We start from the raw sequence: 14,958 nt of genomic DNA, 5'->3' as shown, positions 1-14,958 counted from the left end.
AACCACCAACGCCGCAGGATTGAGTGGGGCGCCAAAACTGCCAATCTCCCCCCTAGAGGGGGAGATGTCCGGCAGGACAGAGGGGGGCGCCGTAGAGCGCTGCGCTCGCAGAACTGCGGGGGTGCAAATGCCTGACCGCACCTTCCTCTCGTGGCCCTTCTTTGAAGACCGCCACCGCGCGCTCGCCGAGCAGCTCGACGCCTGGTGCGCGAAAAGCCTTCCCGTCGACCATCACGACGTCGACGCCGCCTGCCGCGAACTCGTGGCTACGCTTGGCCGGGACGGCTGGCTGAAGCCGACGGCGCTCGACCCCGCCAATCCCGGACCACTGGACGTGCGCACGCTCTGCATCACGCGCGAGACGCTGGCGCTCCATGACGGGTTGGCCGACTTCGCCTTCGCCATGCAGGGGCTGGGCACCGGCGCGATCTCGCTGTTCGGCACGGCGGACCAGCAGCGCTGGTTGGAGAAGACGCGGGCTGGCCAGGCAATCTCGGCCTTCGCGCTGTCGGAGCCGCGCTCGGGATCGGACGTCGCCAACATGGAGATGACGGCAGTCCGCGACGGCGGCGACTATGTGCTTTCCGGCGAAAAGACCTGGATTTCCAATGGCGGCATCGCCGATCTTTATGTCGTCTTTGCCCGCACCGGCGAGGCGCCGGGCGCGAAAGGGATTTCCGCTTTCGTCGTGCCGGCGGAGACCAAGGGTCTCGATGTCGCCGAGCGGCTCGAGGTGATCGCGCCGCATCCGCTGGCGCGGCTTTCTTTTGACAGTGTGCGCGTTCCGGCTTCCGGCCTGATCGGCAAGCCGGGCGATGGTTTCCGCATCGCCATGTCGGTGCTCGACGTCTTCCGCTCGACGGTGGGCGCCGCGGCCCTCGGTTTCGCGCGGCGCGCGCTGGACGAGAGCGTCAAACGCGCGGCCGAGCGGAAGCTGTTCGGCGCGCCGATGGCCGAGCTGCAGATGGTGCAGGGCCATATCGCCGACATGGCGCTGGATGTCGATGCCGCGGCGCTCCTCATCTACCGCGCCGCCTGGACCAAGGACATGGGCGCGGCGCGGGTCACACGCGAGGCGGCGATGGCGAAGCTCTTCGCCACCGACAAGGCGCAGAAGGTGATCGATAAGGCCGTGCAGCTGCATGGCGGCGACGGTGTGCGCAAGGGCCATATCGTCGAGAGCCTCTATCGCGAGATCCGGGCGCTGCGCATCTATGAGGGCGCCTCGGACGTGCAGAAGGTGGTGATCGCCAGGCAGGTCATGGGAGCGGCGTAAGACCTTGCGGACCGTATTTGAAACCGGGGGAGGCTAGACATGCACACCATTTTGCAGCCGGAAGGCTGGGCCAAACCGATCGGCTACGCCAATGGCGTCGCGGCGCATGGGCGACTGGTGTTCGTCGGCGGCCAGGTCGGCTGGAACGCCGAATGCAAGTTCGAGACCGACGATTTCGTCGGCCAGGTGCGGCAGGCGCTCGCCAATGTGGTCGCGGTGCTGGCCGAAGCCGGCGGCGAACCGCAGCACATCACCTCGATGACCTGGTATTTCACCGACAAGGCCGAATATCTTGCCAATCTGAAAGGGATCGGCGAGGCCTACCGGGCCGTCATCGGCAGGCATTTTCCGGGGATGGCCGCCATGCAGGTGGTGGCGCTGGTCGAAGACCGCGCCAAAGTGGAAATACAGGCGATGGCGGTTATTCCGGAATGAGGGGCGGCCGGCTTGGGCCAGGGTTGATTCTCGATAGCAGGTTGCTGGCGCGCTCACCCTAAGCCACCAATTCTCAACGTCGGCGCTGCCCCTCATCTGGCTGCCGCCATCTTCTCCCCGTGAAACGGGGAGAAGGGCGCTGTCATCACTCGTCTTCCCCAATCGCCAGCGCTGCAAAAGGCGCCGAGATTGCGGTGGGGAGAAATGCCCGGCAGGGCAATGAGGAGGCAGCGCCAACGTCCCAAGCAGATGCTAATGTGGTTCAGCGACCGTATCGCAAGAGGCATTTCCCAGCCGCTTGGCTACCGCCACAATCTGTGATCAGATGATCACGCTCCCCTTTGGCGGGTATGTATTCGCACATAGACGTTGCCGACACCCAAGGAAAGCAAAAGCGTGGCTCTGGGCTTCGAACCCGTATCGGGACGCATCACTGTACAGGATGGCGTCTACCAGCAGCTTCGCCATGCCTTGATGGTCGGCAGCTTCGATCCCGGGCAGGTGCTGACCATCGCTTCGCTGGCCGAGGCTTTCGGCACCTCGAATATGCCGGTGCGCGAGGCCTTGCGCCGGCTCGCGGCAGAGAATGCGCTGGAGATCTCGCAGAACGGCTCGGCCTGCGTGCCGGTGGTGACGCGGGCGCGGCTCGACGACCTCTGCCGGGCCCGGCTCGCGGTCGAAGGGCTGGCCGCCGAGCTTGGCGGGCCGCGCCTGACCGCGGCCGACGTCGCCTCCCTGCAAAAGGTTACCGACGACCAGCAGGCGATCGGCCGCGACGGCAGCATCTATGAGTTGATCGCCAAGAACCAGCAGTTCCATTTCGCCATCTACCGCGCCTCCGGCTCCGACGTGCTGTTCCAGTTGATCGAGACGTTATGGCTGCGCTTCGGCCCTTATATGCGGCTTTTGTCCAACCACGTCGCGCCGCTGATGCGCGCCGGCACCATGGAGCCCTCGGGCAGGCATGCCGCGATCATCGCCGCGCTCAAGGACAAGGATTTTTCCCGCGCCCGCGACGAAGTGGTGGCTGACATCACCGCGACACAGGAAACCTTGCGCGCGATCTGTCCTGACGTGCCCGAGTCCCGCGCTGTGGATTTCGCCGCCTTCGGCAAGGCACCCTGACTCGAGGGCGCGCCGGCCATCCCGCAGCGATTTGGCGGCGTCTCGTGGACCAAAGATTGCCGCGCACTTCCTGGTTGCCGTCCGGCATTTCTTCTGCGCCGCCAATTGATCCCCGCCCGGTTTTGTGATCACATGATCACAAGGGAGCGAGAGACAGCAAATGTCCGGCTATTTTCTCTATCATTCGATCGGCACTTTCCCCGGCAAGGCCAAGCAAATGGCCGCCGCGCTGGCGGAATTTTCCGGGGTATGGTCGGCAGAGGATGACGGCCAGTGGCCGGCCGCGCTGGCCGCACGCCAGCGCTTCATCGATGCCTGGACGCGATTGATCGAAGCACAGCAGGGCACGTTGACCACGGCCGAGAATGTCACGGCCGCGCTTTACAGCCTGGTCGGCGGCCTGCCGGCCGAGCGCCTGGCGGGAAAGCGGCTGCTGGTTGCCGGCGATTGTTTTCCGAGCCTGCATTTCCTGCTTGCGGGATTGGCCGAGCGCTTCAGCTTCACGCTCGATACCGTGCCGCTTCGGTCCGGCGAGAGCTGGGTGCGCGACGAGGATTTCATCGCCCGCTGGCAGGAAGATGTCGGGCTCGCGCTCATCACCTTCGTCACCTCGACGGCCTCGCATCGCTGCGATGTCGGGCGGCTTGCCGCGCATGGCCGCGCCATGGGCAGCATTGTCGGCGTCGACGTCACGCAGGGCATCGGCGTGGCCCCGTTTTCGGTTGCCGCGACGCCGGTCGATTTCGTCGTCTCGACTTCGCTGAAATGGCTGTGCGGTTCCTCCGGCGCCGGCATCTTGCAGGTCGCGCCGGAATTGCTTGCGGCGTGCCGGCCGGAGCTGCGCGGCTGGTTCAGCCAGCCCAACCCGTTCTCCTGGGATCTCGACGCCTTTACCTATGCCGACGATGCGCGCCGCTTCGACCATGGCACGCCGGCGATCCTGGCCAGCGTCGCCTCGCTGCCCGGGCTGGAATGGGTGGAGAAGACCGGCATCGACGCCATCCGCGCGCAGAATACTGCGCTCGTCGAGCGCATCATCGGCGCGGCGCTCGACAATGGCTGGATGCTGCGTTCGCCGCTCGATGCCGGTGAGCGCGGCGGCAGCGTCATGCTCGGCCTTCCGCAAGGCGAGGAACCGGCGAAAATCATCGCGGCGTTGCGCAACGAGCGGCTCTACTGCGACGCCCGCGGCACGACGCTCAGGCTGTCGCCCGGCATGGTGACCACGGAAGCGGCGGTCGATGCGCTGATTGCGAGGCTTGAGGAGCATATCGGCTCGCGGCATCGCCGCGCATCCTGATTTCAGGCACCGCCTCGCCTGCGACGCCCTGGGAGTTGGGCGCCGGAAGAAGCGGAAGAGGAAATGAGTCACTTTCGACGTGGCCGAACCAGAGGGAAGCACAATGTTGAAACGTCTAGGACTGATTGGGGTGGTGATTGCCGCGGGCATGGCCTTCGCGGCGCCCGCCTTTGCCGACAAGATCATGGTAGGCGCCTACCCGGCCAACCCACCATGGGAATACAAGACCGATTCCGGCGGCTTCGAGGGTTTTGAGATCGACGTTGCCAACGACGTCGCCAAGCGCATCGGCGCCGATGTCGAGTTCCAGGACCTCGGCTTCCAGGCGCTGTTCGCGGCGACCGCTTCGGGCCGCATCGACTTTGCCGTATCCTCGATCTCCGTCACCAAGGAGCGGCTGCAGAACCAGGGCTTCACGCAGCCCTATTACGACAGCGACGGCACGATCGTCGGCAAGGCGGATTCCGCCATCAAGTCGCTCGACGACCTCAAGGGCAAGACCATCGGCGTCATCGCCGGATCGACCGGCGAGGCCTATATGAAGGAAAACGCCGCCAAGCTCGGCGTCGCCGAGACCAAGAGCTACAACGCCCAGCAGGATCTTTTGCTCGACGTGCAGAACGGCCGAATCGACGGCGGCGCCGGCGAGCTCGCCGGCTTCCTGTTCGCCATCAAGCAGATGCCGGCGCTGAAGATCCTGGTGCGCATCCCGACCGGCGAACGCTTCGCTATGATGACCAAGAAGGACCACCCGCTGCTTGAGAAGGTGAATGACGCGATCACTGCGATGAAGAAGGACGGCACCATGGCCGCGATCCACAAGAAGTGGTTCGGCGTCGATCCGGAGGCCGGCACCAGCACCGTGACGCCCGGTCCGATCCCGCAATAAGCCAGCGAACTACCGCCGCGGGGGCGCCGGCCAGGCCGGCGCCCCCGCTTCCACCCTTCAGGCCCGCGAAGGCGGTGGGCTTGGCATTGCCTTCATGGTGAGCCGATGGAACTGATCGATACCTTCTTCAACTGGGGCATCCTGGTCCGATCCTTTCCGATCCTGATCCGCGGACTGGGCAACACCATACTGCTTGGCTGCGCGGCCATCGTGTTAGGCACCATTGCAGGCCTCGCGATCTGCCTGGTGCGGCTCTACGCGCCGAAGCCGTTGAGACGGCTGGCGACGCTCTATATCGATATGTTCCGCGCGCTGCCGATCCTGGTGGTGCTGATCCTGATCTATTACGCCCTGCCCTTCGTCGGCATCCGCCTGTCGTCCTTCGTGTCGGCCGCACTTGCACTGTCGCTGGTGCTCGCGGCCTTCACGGCGGAGGTCTGCCGCGCCGGCATCCAGAACATCCCGAAAGGCCAGTTCGAGGCGGCGGCAGCACTCGGCCTGCCCTTCTGGGTCGCCATGCGCAAGGTGGTGTTGCCGCAGGCGATCCGTGTCGTCATCCCGCCGCTGACCAGCAATTGCGTCTCGGTGTTCAAGGACACCGCGCTCGCCTCCGTCGTGGCGATGCCGGACCTCTTGAAACAGGCGACCGACGCGCAGGCGCTGATGGCCAACCCGACGCCGCTGATCGGCGCTGCGATCATCTATCTCGCCTTCCTGTGGCCGCTGGTGCGGCTGGTCGGCTACCTCGAAGAGCGCGGCAAAGCCCGGTCCGCGCACTGATCCCCACCTGAATTGATGATGACCTGAAGGAGACGCCTCGTGAACCAGCACCATGTTTCGAAAGCGCAGGAGGGCGCCGCCTCGTTCCCGGTCGAGAAGATCCGTGGCATGTTCCCGGCGCTTCAACAGGCCGCCGACTTCATCTTCCTGGACAATGCCGCCGGCGCGCAGATCCCGCAAAGCGTGCTCGACGCGGTGACCAATCATCTGGTGTCGCACAATGTGCAGCGCGGCGGCCGCTATGGCCGCAGCGTCACCGTCGATCAGTCGGTCGCCGACGCACGGACAAGCGTGGCGCTGTTGATCAATGCCTACAGTCCGTCCGAAATCTGCTTCGGCATGAACGCCACCTCGTTCATCCGCCTGGTCAGCCTCGGCATCGGCCAGATGCTTGCCAAAGGCGGAGATGGGGAACGCGACGAGATCGTCGTCACCGAAATGGACCATGACGCCAACATCGCCACCTGGCTGGCGCTGGAATCCGCCGGCGCCAAGTTCAAATGGTGGCGCATGCGCGAGGACGGCAATCTGCATGTCGACGACCTCAAGCCGCTCATGTCGGAGCGCACTCGGCTCGTCGCCTGCACGGTGACCGCCCATTCGATCGGCTCGATCGTCGATGTCGCTTCGGTGGCGAAGATCGCGCATGCGGCCGGCGCGGAAGTATTCCTCGACTGCGTGCATTACGGGCCGCACGGGCTGATCGACGTGCAGGCCTGGGATTGCGACTATCTCGTCTGCTCCGGCTACAAGAATTTCTCGCCGCATATGGGTTTTCTCTGGGGCCGCTTCGAAACGCTGAAGCGGCTGCCGACCTTCCGCGAGGATTTCATTCCCGACGAGCCGCCCTACAAGGTCGAAGCCGGCACCTTCATCTACGAGAATGTCTCCGGCATGGACGCGGCGGTGCGCTACCTGGAATCGGTCGGCCGGAACTTCCTGCCCGAGAACAACCGCTCGCGCCGCGACAACATCGTCACCGGCATGAACGCCATCCGCGACTACGAGGTGATGCTGGCGCGCGAGATGCTGAAGGTGCTGAAGGATTGCAATGCCACGATCTACGGCGTCGCCGACGAGGCGCGCATCCACGAGCGCGTGCCGACCTTCTGCTTCAACATCAGCAAGCTCTCGCCGCAGCGGATCGTCGAGGAGATGGCCGCCATGCAGATCGGCATCCGCGACGGCCACATGTATGCGCCAAGGCTGATGAAGCGGCTAAACCTGTCGATGGACAGCGGCGCGATCCGCGCCTCGCTGGTGCATTACAACACGGTGGAGGAAGTGCTCCGGTTTGGGGAAGCACTGCGGGCGATTATTGCGAAGCTGTCGTGAGCTGATTTCGTGGCGAAATGTCGGCAGGACAGAGAGGGGTGTGAAGGAACGCGGCGCCACAGGCACCTTCTCAATCGCCCTGTCCCAGAAGCTCCCGCACCAGGACGAAGCAGATATCAAGCCGCCTTTTTCGCAAGCCTCGCCTTGATACTAGCTACGTCGGCGCGCGGCGTCGCTGCGAACAGCGTCTTGGTGTAGGCGTGCTTGGGGTCGGAGAAGACCTCGGCGCGCGGGCCGTATTCGACCGCTTCGCCGAAATACATCACCATCACGTCGTCGGCGATGTAGCGCACCACCGACAGGTCGTGGCTGATGAAGACGTAGGTCAGCTGAAACTCGTCCTGCAGGTCGGCAAGCAGATTCAGCACCTGCGCCTGCACGGAGAGGTCGAGCGCCGAGACCGGCTCGTCCAGCACCAAGAGGCTCGGGTTCAGCATCAGCGCGCGGGCAATGGCGATGCGCTGCCGCTGGCCACCCGAAAACATATGCGGATAGCGGTTGTAGTGCTCTGGTCCGAGGCCGACCTTCTTCAGCATCTTCATCGCGAGGTCGCGCCGTTCCTCGGCCGGCTTGTCGGTGTTGATGAGCAGCGGCTCGCCGAGCACGTCGCCGATCTTCTGGCGCGGGTTGAGGGAACCATAGGGGTTCTGGAAGACGATCTGCACCTTGCGGCGCATTTCCTTGGTGAGCCCGTCCCTGGCGATGTCGACCTTGTTGCCGTCGATGAAGAGCTCGCCGGACGTGGCCGGATCGATCAGCGTGATGATGCGGGCGAGCGTGGACTTGCCGCAGCCGCTCTCGCCGACGATCGCCAGCGTCTTGCCCTTCTCGACGCTGAAGGAGACGCCCTTCACCGCATGCACGGTGCGCGCACCGCGGAACAGGCCGCCGCCGACATGGTAGTCGCGCTTGATGTCCTTACCTTCGACGACCTTGGTCATGCCCCGGCTCCCGAGGGTGCCGCCTCGAACAGCATGTCCGTGACGGTCGGCAGCCGGTCGCCTACGGCATTTTCCGGCAGGGCGGAAAGCAGCGCGCGCGTGTAGTTGCTCTTCGGCGATTCAAAGAGCGACAGCACGTCGGCCTCTTCCATCTTGCGGCCCTTGTACTGGACGATGACGCGGTCGGCGGTCTCGGCCACCACGCCCATATTGTGGGTGATCATGATCAGGCCCATGCCGTATTTGGCCTGCAGCGAGACCAGAAGATCGAGAATCTGCTTCTGGATCGTCACGTCGAGCGCGGTGGTCGGCTCGTCGGCGATCAGGAGCTTCGGATTGCAGGCGATCGCCATGGCGATCATGACGCGCTGGCACTGACCGCCCGACATCTGGTGCGGGAAGGAATTGAGCCGCTCCGCCGGTTCCGGAATGCCGACCTGCTTGAAAAGCTCGATAGCGCGGGCCCGGCGCTGGGCCTTGTCCATGCCCATGTGGAAGCGCAGCACTTCCTCGATCTGGAAGCCGACGGTGAAGCACGGGTTGAGGCTGGCGATCGGCTCCTGGAAGATCATGGCAATGTCCTTGCCGATGATCTTGCGGCGGTCGGCCGGGCTGATCTTCAAAAGGTCGCGGCCGTTGAAGGTCATGCGATCGGCAGTGACGGTGGCCGTCCATGGCAAGAGACCCATCACGGCCAGCATCGACACCGACTTGCCGGAGCCGGATTCGCCGACAATGGCGAGCACCTCGCGCTCGTCGACATGAAGCGAGACGCCGTCGACGGCGCGGAACGGGCCGGACGCTGTCTGGAACTCGACGACGAGGTTCTGGATGTCGAGCAGCGCCATCACGACCTCCTGAGCTTGGGATCGAGGGCGTCGCGCAGACCGTCGCCGATCAGGTTGATGGCAAGGACGGTGATGAGGATGGCGAGACCCGGGAAGGTCACCACCCACCAGGCGCGCAGGATGAATTCGCGCGCCGAGGCAAGCATCGTGCCCCATTCCGGCGTCGGCGGCTGCGCGCCAAGGCCGAGGAAGCCGAGAGCGGCGGCTTCCAGGATGGCGTTGGAGAAGGACAACGTGCCCTGCACGATGAGCGGCGCCAGGCAGTTGGGCAGGATGGTGGCAAGCATCAGCCGCAGATGGCCGGCGCCGGCGACCTTCGCGGCCACAACATATTCGCGGCTCTTCTCGGCCATGACGGCGGCGCGCACCAGACGGGCGAAATGCGGCTGCAAGACCAGCGCGATCGCCAGCATGGCGTTGAACAGGCCAGGGCCGAGGATGGTGACAAGCACCAGCGCCAGCAGCAGCGACGGGAAGGCCAGGATCAGGTCCATGACGCGCATGATCGCGACGTCGACCCAGCCGCGGAAATAGCCGGCAAGTAGGCCGAGCGTGATGCCGCCGGTGAGCGCGAGCGTGACCACCACCGCGCCGATGAGCAGCGAGAAGCGCGCGCCGTAGAGCAGACGCGACAGGATATCGCGGCCGACCGGGTCAGTGCCGAGCAGATATTGCGTGCTGCCTCCGGCCTGCCAGGCCGGTGGCCTGAGAAACGCGGTCTTATCCTGGACGTCGGGCGCATAAGGTGCAAGCAGCGGCGCAAAAAGCGCGGCGAGCACCAAAAGGATGAACACGAACAGGCCGATGACGGCGCCGCGGTTCACCGAGAAATAATGCCAGAAGGTCTTGAGGCCGGTGAGACGATCCGGGCTGCCGGCGGCCATCGGGGCGATTTCGGTCTGGGTCATTTATGCCGCCCTGATGCGTGGGTTGATGACGGCATAGAGCACATCGACGATGAGGTTCACCGCCATGACGATGAGCGCGATCAAAAGCAGACCCGACTGCACGACGACATAGTCGCGCTTGAAGATGGAATCGACCATCCATTTGCCGATGCCAGGCCAGGCGAAGATGGTCTCGGTGAGGATGGCGCCGGCGAGCAGCGTGCCGACCTGCAGGCCAATGGTGGTGACGACGGGAATAAGCGCGTTGCGCAGCGCGTGCACGCCGATGACGCGCGCCGCCGAAAGGCCCTTGGCACGCGCGGTGCGGACATAGTCCTCTCCCAGCACTTCGAGCATGGCCGATCGCGTCTGGCGCGCTATCACCGCCAGCGGGATTGTGCCGAGCACGATCGAAGGCAGCACGAGGTGGCTGAGCGCGGAGCGGAACGCATCCCATTTGCCATGGAGGAGGCTATCGATGGTCATGAAGCCGGTAATCGGCTTGAAGAAGAACTGCAGGCCGATGCGGCCGGACACCGGCGTCCAGCCGAGATAGCCGGAAAAGAAGATGATGAGCAGCAGGCCCCACCAGAAGATCGGCATCGAATAGCCGACAAGCGCGGTGCCCATCAGCGACTGGTCGAACCATGAGCCGCGCTTGACGGCGGCGAAGATGCCGGCGGGAATGCCGATGACCATGGCGAAGATCATGGCGAAGAAGGACAATTCCAGCGTCGCCGGGAAGAGCGTCTTGAACTCCTCGAGGACCGGGCGCTTGGACGAGATGGAAACGCCGAAATCGCCGGTGGCGACCTCACCGACATAGCGCGCATACTGCTCCCAGATCGGCAGATTGTAGCCGAACTGTTCCTTGAGCTCTTCGTAGCGGGCGGGGGCGACGCCATGCTCGCCGGCCATGGCGAGGATCGGATCGCCCGGCAGCAGCCGGACAAAGGCGAAGGCGCAGATGGTGATGCCGACCAGGGTCGGAATCAGGAGGGCGATTTTGTTGAGAAGGTATCGGAGCATCATCAAATGGAACGGGGCGGCGCTGGAAGTTGCGCCGCCCCGTTCGCAATATTACTCGGACTTGTCAACGCCGTCGAAACGGTGAATGCCGAGCGGGTCCATCTTGAAACCGGTGACATTGTTGCGAACGACCGCGTAGACCTGGCTGTGAGCCAGGAGGAATGCGGGCGCTTGCTTGGCGAAGATCACCTGCGCCTGCTCATAGAGCTTGGTGCGCTCGGCCTGGTCGCTGGTCTTCTTGGCCTTCTGGATCAGGTCCTCGAAGTCCTTGTCGCACCAGCTGGAGTAGTTCGACACGCCGATGGCCGAGCAGGCGAAGAGGGTGGCGAAGAAATTGTCCGGATCGCCATTGTCGCCGGTCCAGCCAATCTGGAAGGCGCCTGGCCGGTCCTTCTTCTTGCCTTCCTCACGGTACTTCGTCCACTCGTAGTTTACGATGTTAGCCTTGACGCCGACCTTGGCCCAGTCGGCCTGGATCAGCTCGGCGGCGCGCTGGAAGTTCGGGTTGTAAGGACGGACGCGATCGGAAGCCCAAAGCTGGATCTCCTTCAGCCCGGCATCGGCCAGCACCTTCTTGGCCGCTTCCGGATTGTAGGTATCGGTCTTCACGTCCTTGTTCCACGACCACATGGTCGGCGGGATCAGGTTTTCGGCGGGCGTGGCGCCGGCGTCCTGGAACAGCGACTTGATCAGGGCCTCCCGGTCGATCGCCTGGTTGAGCGCATGGCGCACTTCCGGTTTGTCGAGCGGCGGGATGGTGGTGTTGTAGCTCATATAGCCGATGTTGAGGCCGGCCTGGTCGAGCAGGGTAACGTCTTTGTTGGCCTTGATGGTGGCGATGTCGGCCGGATTCGGGTAGGGAGCCACATCGCATTCGCCGGCCAGCACCTTCTGGATGCGGGCGGTCGCGTCAGGCGTGATGGCGAAGACCAGATCGTCGATCTTTTCCTTGCCCTTGAAGTAGTCGGGATTGGCCGCATAACGGATAACCGAATCCAGCTGATAGTCGACGAACTGGAACGGACCGGTGCCGACCGGCTTGGTCGAGAAGTCGGCCATCTTGCCGTCCTTCTGGAGCTGGTCGGCATATTCCTTCGACACGATCGAAGCGAAGTCCATGCCGAGATTGGCCAGCATCGGCGCGTTCGGCTCGGTCAGCGTCAGCTTGACGGTTAGGTCGTCGACCTTCTCCCACTTGGCGACGTATTTCGGCATGTCCATGCCGGTGTAATAGTCCCAGGTGAGGTTCGGCAGATACTTGTCGCCGTTCCATGGATTCTGCTTGTTGAACTGGCGATCGAAAGAGAAGACGACGTCATCGGCGTTGAGGTCGCGCGTCGGCTTGAAATAGTCGGTGGTCTGGAACTTCACGCCCGGATGCAGATGGAAAGTATAGACCAGGCCATCGTCGGAAATTTCCCACTTGTCGGCAAGACCGGGCTCGATCTCGGTGCCACCGTGCTTGAATTCGACCAGTCGCGAATAGACGGTGCGCGAAGACGCGTCGAAGTCGTTACCGCCGGTCGTCGTACCGGGATCGAAATTGGCCGGCGATGCTTCCGAGCAATAAACGAGCGTCTTGGCACTGGCCATGCCGCTGAGGACGCTTGCAGCCAGCAACGCGGCTGCAAAAGTCATTGTCTTTTTCATTGAGCACTCCCTGATGTTCTCTCAAGCCCCTCTATCAGGCTCGCGAAGGGCGCATATAAGCACCGTTTCTTCGCCTTTGGAACACCTCGTTTGCGTACCCTATGGGAAGCAGGAAAAGAATCTATTCTTTGCTCGTATTGCAGAAAAAACGAGTAGTTTTTTCTCCTCACGACATTGTTAATGGTGGCAATTTTTTATTGATCGACCGCCTTTCGAAATGGCGGCGCGAGGCATGCCTGCCCGGGATCGCCCCGCGCCCAGGCACGATGCGGGAGGCGAGCAAAGCGCAGGATTTCGACGGCAAATCTTTCCGCGCATTGCCGCAGGGGCAAGGCTTGCACGGTCGCCGATAGAGGCAATACATAGATGATGGGTGGGATTTCCCGGAAAATCCGCGACGGCGTGGAGGACGCTTCCCTGGAAGCGGGCGCCGAGATCGAAGGCGACAGGGAGAGACAGGTGGCAAAAGCAGCCAAGACGACAGCCCCGGCGAAAGCAAAGGCCAAGGCCGCCGCCGAAAGCGACGCGCCCAAAACTGTGAAAGCGGCTGCCGCGCCGAAAAGGAAGACGGCTGCTAGGGCAGCGCCCGCGAAGGCAGCCGCAAAGCCGGCCAGTGCGAAACCCGCAGCGGCAAAGACCAAGACCGCAGCCGCGAAAGTGGACAGGCCGGCCGGCGCCAGGCCTGCCTCGAAGGACTTGCCGAAGGCGATCACCGAGCTCACCGTCGGCCTCCCGCAAAAGCCGTGGCTGAAAAGCTATCCGAAGAACATGCCGGCCGAGATCGGCGCCCTGCCCTACAAGTCCATCGGCGAGTTCCTCGTCGGCGCCTGCAAGCAATTCGCCGGGCGGCCGGCCTTCGTGTGCATGGGCAAGTCGATCACCTATGCCGAGGTCGAACGGCTGTCGGCCGCGTTCGGCGCCTACCTGCAGGCGAGAGGGCTCGAGAAGGGCGCGCGCGTGGCGCTGATGATGCCGAACGTGCTGCAATATCCGGTGGCGATGATGGGCATATTGCGCGCCGGCTATACGGTGGTGAACGTCAACCCGCTCTACACGCCGCGCGAACTGGAACACCAGCTGAAGGATTCCGGCGCGCAGGCGATCGTCATCCTCGAAAACTTCGCCGGCACGCTGCAGACGGTGATCGCCAGGACGCCGGTGAAGCACGTCATCGTCGCCGCCATGGGCGACATGCTGGGCGGCCTCAAGGGCGCTATCGTCAACCTTGTGGTGCGGCGGGTGAAGAAGATGGTTCCGGCCTGGTCGCTGCCCGGCCATGTCAAGTTCAACGCCGTGCTCAAGACCGGATCGAGCATCGCCTTCAAGCCGCCCACGGTCTCCGGCGACGACATCGCGTTCCTGCAATATACGGGCGGCACCACCGGCGTCTCGAAGGGCGCTGTGCTGCTGCATCGCAACGTGCTTTCGAACGTCGCACAGAATTCGCTGTGGGTGGAGGACGCCTATACGGTGAAGCCCAAGCCGGCGCATCTCAACTTCATCTGCGCGCTGCCGCTCTATCACATCTTCGCGCTGACGGTGAACGCGCTCATGGGCATGCAGCAGGGCGCGCAGAACGTGCTGATCCCCAACCCGCGCGACATCCCGGGCTTCGTCAAGGAATTGGCGAAATACCCGATGCACATCTTTCCCGGCCTCAACACGCTGTTCAACGCGCTGCTCAACAATGAGGATTTCCGCAAGCTGGATTTCAAGCCGCTGATCCTGACGCTGGGCGGCGGCATGGCGGTGCAGAAGGGCGTCGCCGAACGCTGGAAGGCGCTGACCGGCTGCCCGGTGAGCGAAGGCTACGGACTGTCCGAAACCTCGCCGGTGGCGACCGCCAACAAATTCAGTTCGGCCGATTTCACCGGCACGATCGGCCTGCCGCTGCCTTCAACCGAGATCGCCATCCGCGACGATGACGGTAACAACGTGCCGCTCGGCGAAATCGGCGAAATCTGCATCCGCGGCCCGCAGGTGATGGCCGGCTACTGGAACCGGCCCGACGAGACCGCCAAGGTGATGACCAAGGACGGCTTCTTCAAATCCGGCGACATGGGCCTCATGGACGAGCGCGGCTACACCAAGATCGTCGACCGCAAGAAGGACATGATCCTCGTCTCCGGCTTCAACGTCTACCCGAACGAATTGGAAGAGGTGGTGGCGCATCATCCCGGCGTGCTGGAAGTGGCGGCGATCGGCGTGCCGGACGAGCATTCCGGCGAGGTTCCTAAATTGTTCGTGGTCAAAAAGGACCCGGCGCTTACCGTCGAGACGCTGATGGTCTACTGCCGCGAGAACCTGACCGGCTACAAGCGGCCGAGATTCATCGAGTTCCGCACCGAGCTGCCGAAGACGCCGGTCGGCAAGATCCTGCGGCGCGCGCTGCGGGACCAGGCTTGAGCGATTATTCCGCCGGTAAGGCACGGGAGCGAGACAAGCGGCTCGATCCGGCAGGCT

The 14,958-nt window shown here is 63.7% G+C and carries 14 protein-coding genes; 8 read left to right on the top strand and 6 right to left on the bottom strand.

Features of this window, described 5'->3' with window-relative positions:
• The first annotated feature begins 127 nt into the window (after positions 1-127).
• The 7 genes from LB528_RS11800 (at position 128) to LB528_RS11770 (ending at position 7,140) form a co-directional block, all read left to right on the top strand.
• Positions 128-1,276 carry an acyl-CoA dehydrogenase family protein gene (locus LB528_RS11800; RefSeq protein ID WP_224714993.1) on the top strand — a complete coding sequence of 383 codons (1,149 nt, stop codon included), beginning with the start codon at positions 128-130 and terminating at the stop codon, positions 1,274-1,276.
• 39 nt (positions 1,277-1,315) lie between these two features.
• On the top strand, positions 1,316-1,711 hold the full coding sequence (locus LB528_RS11795) for a RidA family protein (RefSeq protein ID WP_224714992.1): 396 nt from the start codon (positions 1,316-1,318) through the stop codon (positions 1,709-1,711).
• A gap of 396 nt (positions 1,712-2,107) precedes the next feature.
• On the top strand, positions 2,108-2,836 hold the full coding sequence (locus LB528_RS11790) for a GntR family transcriptional regulator (protein WP_224714991.1): 729 nt from the start codon (positions 2,108-2,110) through the stop codon (positions 2,834-2,836).
• A gap of 160 nt (positions 2,837-2,996) precedes the next feature.
• Entirely contained in the window at positions 2,997-4,136 is a 1,140-nt protein-coding gene (locus tag LB528_RS11785) for an aminotransferase class V-fold PLP-dependent enzyme (RefSeq protein ID WP_224714990.1), read from the top strand.
• Positions 4,137-4,239: 103 nt separating this feature from the next.
• A complete protein-coding gene (locus LB528_RS11780; RefSeq protein WP_224714989.1) occupies positions 4,240-5,025 on the top strand; it encodes a substrate-binding periplasmic protein in 786 nt (261 codons plus the stop codon).
• A 105-nt stretch (positions 5,026-5,130) separates the two neighbouring features.
• Entirely contained in the window at positions 5,131-5,805 is a 675-nt protein-coding gene (locus LB528_RS11775; protein ID WP_224514234.1) for an amino acid ABC transporter permease, read from the top strand.
• Positions 5,806-5,844: 39 nt separating this feature from the next.
• Positions 5,845-7,140, top strand: a complete 1,296-nt coding sequence (locus LB528_RS11770) for a cysteine desulfurase-like protein (protein ID WP_224714988.1) — start codon at positions 5,845-5,847, stop codon at positions 7,138-7,140.
• A gap of 116 nt (positions 7,141-7,256) precedes the next feature.
• Here LB528_RS11770 and LB528_RS11765 read toward each other — a convergent pair whose 3' ends face one another.
• From LB528_RS11765 to LB528_RS30395, 6 genes are all read right to left on the bottom strand, one after another.
• Positions 7,257-8,081, bottom strand: coding sequence for a dipeptide ABC transporter ATP-binding protein (locus LB528_RS11765; protein ID WP_224714987.1), 825 nt, complete (start codon positions 8,079-8,081; stop codon positions 7,257-7,259).
• Entirely contained in the window at positions 8,078-8,929 is an 852-nt protein-coding gene (locus LB528_RS11760; protein ID WP_224514238.1) for an ABC transporter ATP-binding protein, read from the bottom strand. Before LB528_RS11760 ends, LB528_RS11765 begins: the two co-directional genes overlap by 4 nt.
• A complete protein-coding gene (locus LB528_RS11755; RefSeq protein WP_126079684.1) occupies positions 8,929-9,837 on the bottom strand; it encodes an ABC transporter permease subunit in 909 nt (302 codons plus the stop codon). The genes LB528_RS11760 and LB528_RS11755 overlap by 1 nt, the downstream gene beginning before the upstream one ends.
• Positions 9,838-10,845 (bottom strand): ABC transporter permease subunit, encoded by a 1,008-nt coding sequence (locus tag LB528_RS11750; RefSeq protein WP_224514312.1) that lies wholly within the window; start codon positions 10,843-10,845, stop codon positions 9,838-9,840.
• A gap of 51 nt (positions 10,846-10,896) precedes the next feature.
• Positions 10,897-12,495, bottom strand: coding sequence for an ABC transporter substrate-binding protein (locus LB528_RS11745; protein WP_224514240.1), 1,599 nt, complete (start codon positions 12,493-12,495; stop codon positions 10,897-10,899).
• Positions 12,496-12,689: 194 nt separating this feature from the next.
• Positions 12,690-13,217 carry a hypothetical protein gene (locus tag LB528_RS30395; RefSeq protein ID WP_224714986.1) on the bottom strand — a complete coding sequence of 176 codons (528 nt, stop codon included), beginning with the start codon at positions 13,215-13,217 and terminating at the stop codon, positions 12,690-12,692.
• Here LB528_RS30395 and LB528_RS11735 point away from each other — a divergent pair.
• Positions 13,192-14,901 (top strand): long-chain fatty acid--CoA ligase, encoded by a 1,710-nt coding sequence (locus LB528_RS11735; protein WP_224714985.1) that lies wholly within the window; start codon positions 13,192-13,194, stop codon positions 14,899-14,901. The two genes, LB528_RS30395 and LB528_RS11735, sit on opposite strands and share 26 nt — an antisense overlap.
• The last annotated feature ends 57 nt before the right edge of the window (positions 14,902-14,958 follow it).

It is taken from the genome of Mesorhizobium sp. CA4 (assembly GCF_020165075.1).
In the GTDB taxonomy this organism is placed as follows: domain Bacteria; phylum Pseudomonadota; class Alphaproteobacteria; order Rhizobiales; family Rhizobiaceae; genus Mesorhizobium.
This window is presented reverse-complemented; position numbering and strand designations above follow the sequence as displayed.

Coding starts and splice junctions, on each gene's coding strand:
- LB528_RS11750 (WP_224514312.1), bottom strand. CDS start 10,845: ATGCTCCGATACCTTCTCAACAAAATCGCCCTCCTGATTCCGACCCTG.
- LB528_RS11755 (WP_126079684.1), bottom strand. CDS start 9,837: ATGACCCAGACCGAAATCGCCCCGATGGCCGCCGGCAGCCCGGATCGT.
- LB528_RS11780 (WP_224714989.1), top strand. CDS start 4,240: ATGTTGAAACGTCTAGGACTGATTGGGGTGGTGATTGCCGCGGGCATG.
- LB528_RS11785 (WP_224714990.1), top strand. CDS start 2,997: ATGTCCGGCTATTTTCTCTATCATTCGATCGGCACTTTCCCCGGCAAG.
- LB528_RS11765 (WP_224714987.1), bottom strand. CDS start 8,081: ATGACCAAGGTCGTCGAAGGTAAGGACATCAAGCGCGACTACCATGTC.
- LB528_RS11760 (WP_224514238.1), bottom strand. CDS start 8,929: ATGGCGCTGCTCGACATCCAGAACCTCGTCGTCGAGTTCCAGACAGCG.
- LB528_RS11745 (WP_224514240.1), bottom strand. CDS start 12,495: ATGAAAAAGACAATGACTTTTGCAGCCGCGTTGCTGGCTGCAAGCGTC.
- LB528_RS11800 (WP_224714993.1), top strand. CDS start 128: ATGCCTGACCGCACCTTCCTCTCGTGGCCCTTCTTTGAAGACCGCCAC.
- LB528_RS11795 (WP_224714992.1), top strand. CDS start 1,316: ATGCACACCATTTTGCAGCCGGAAGGCTGGGCCAAACCGATCGGCTAC.
- LB528_RS11775 (WP_224514234.1), top strand. CDS start 5,131: ATGGAACTGATCGATACCTTCTTCAACTGGGGCATCCTGGTCCGATCC.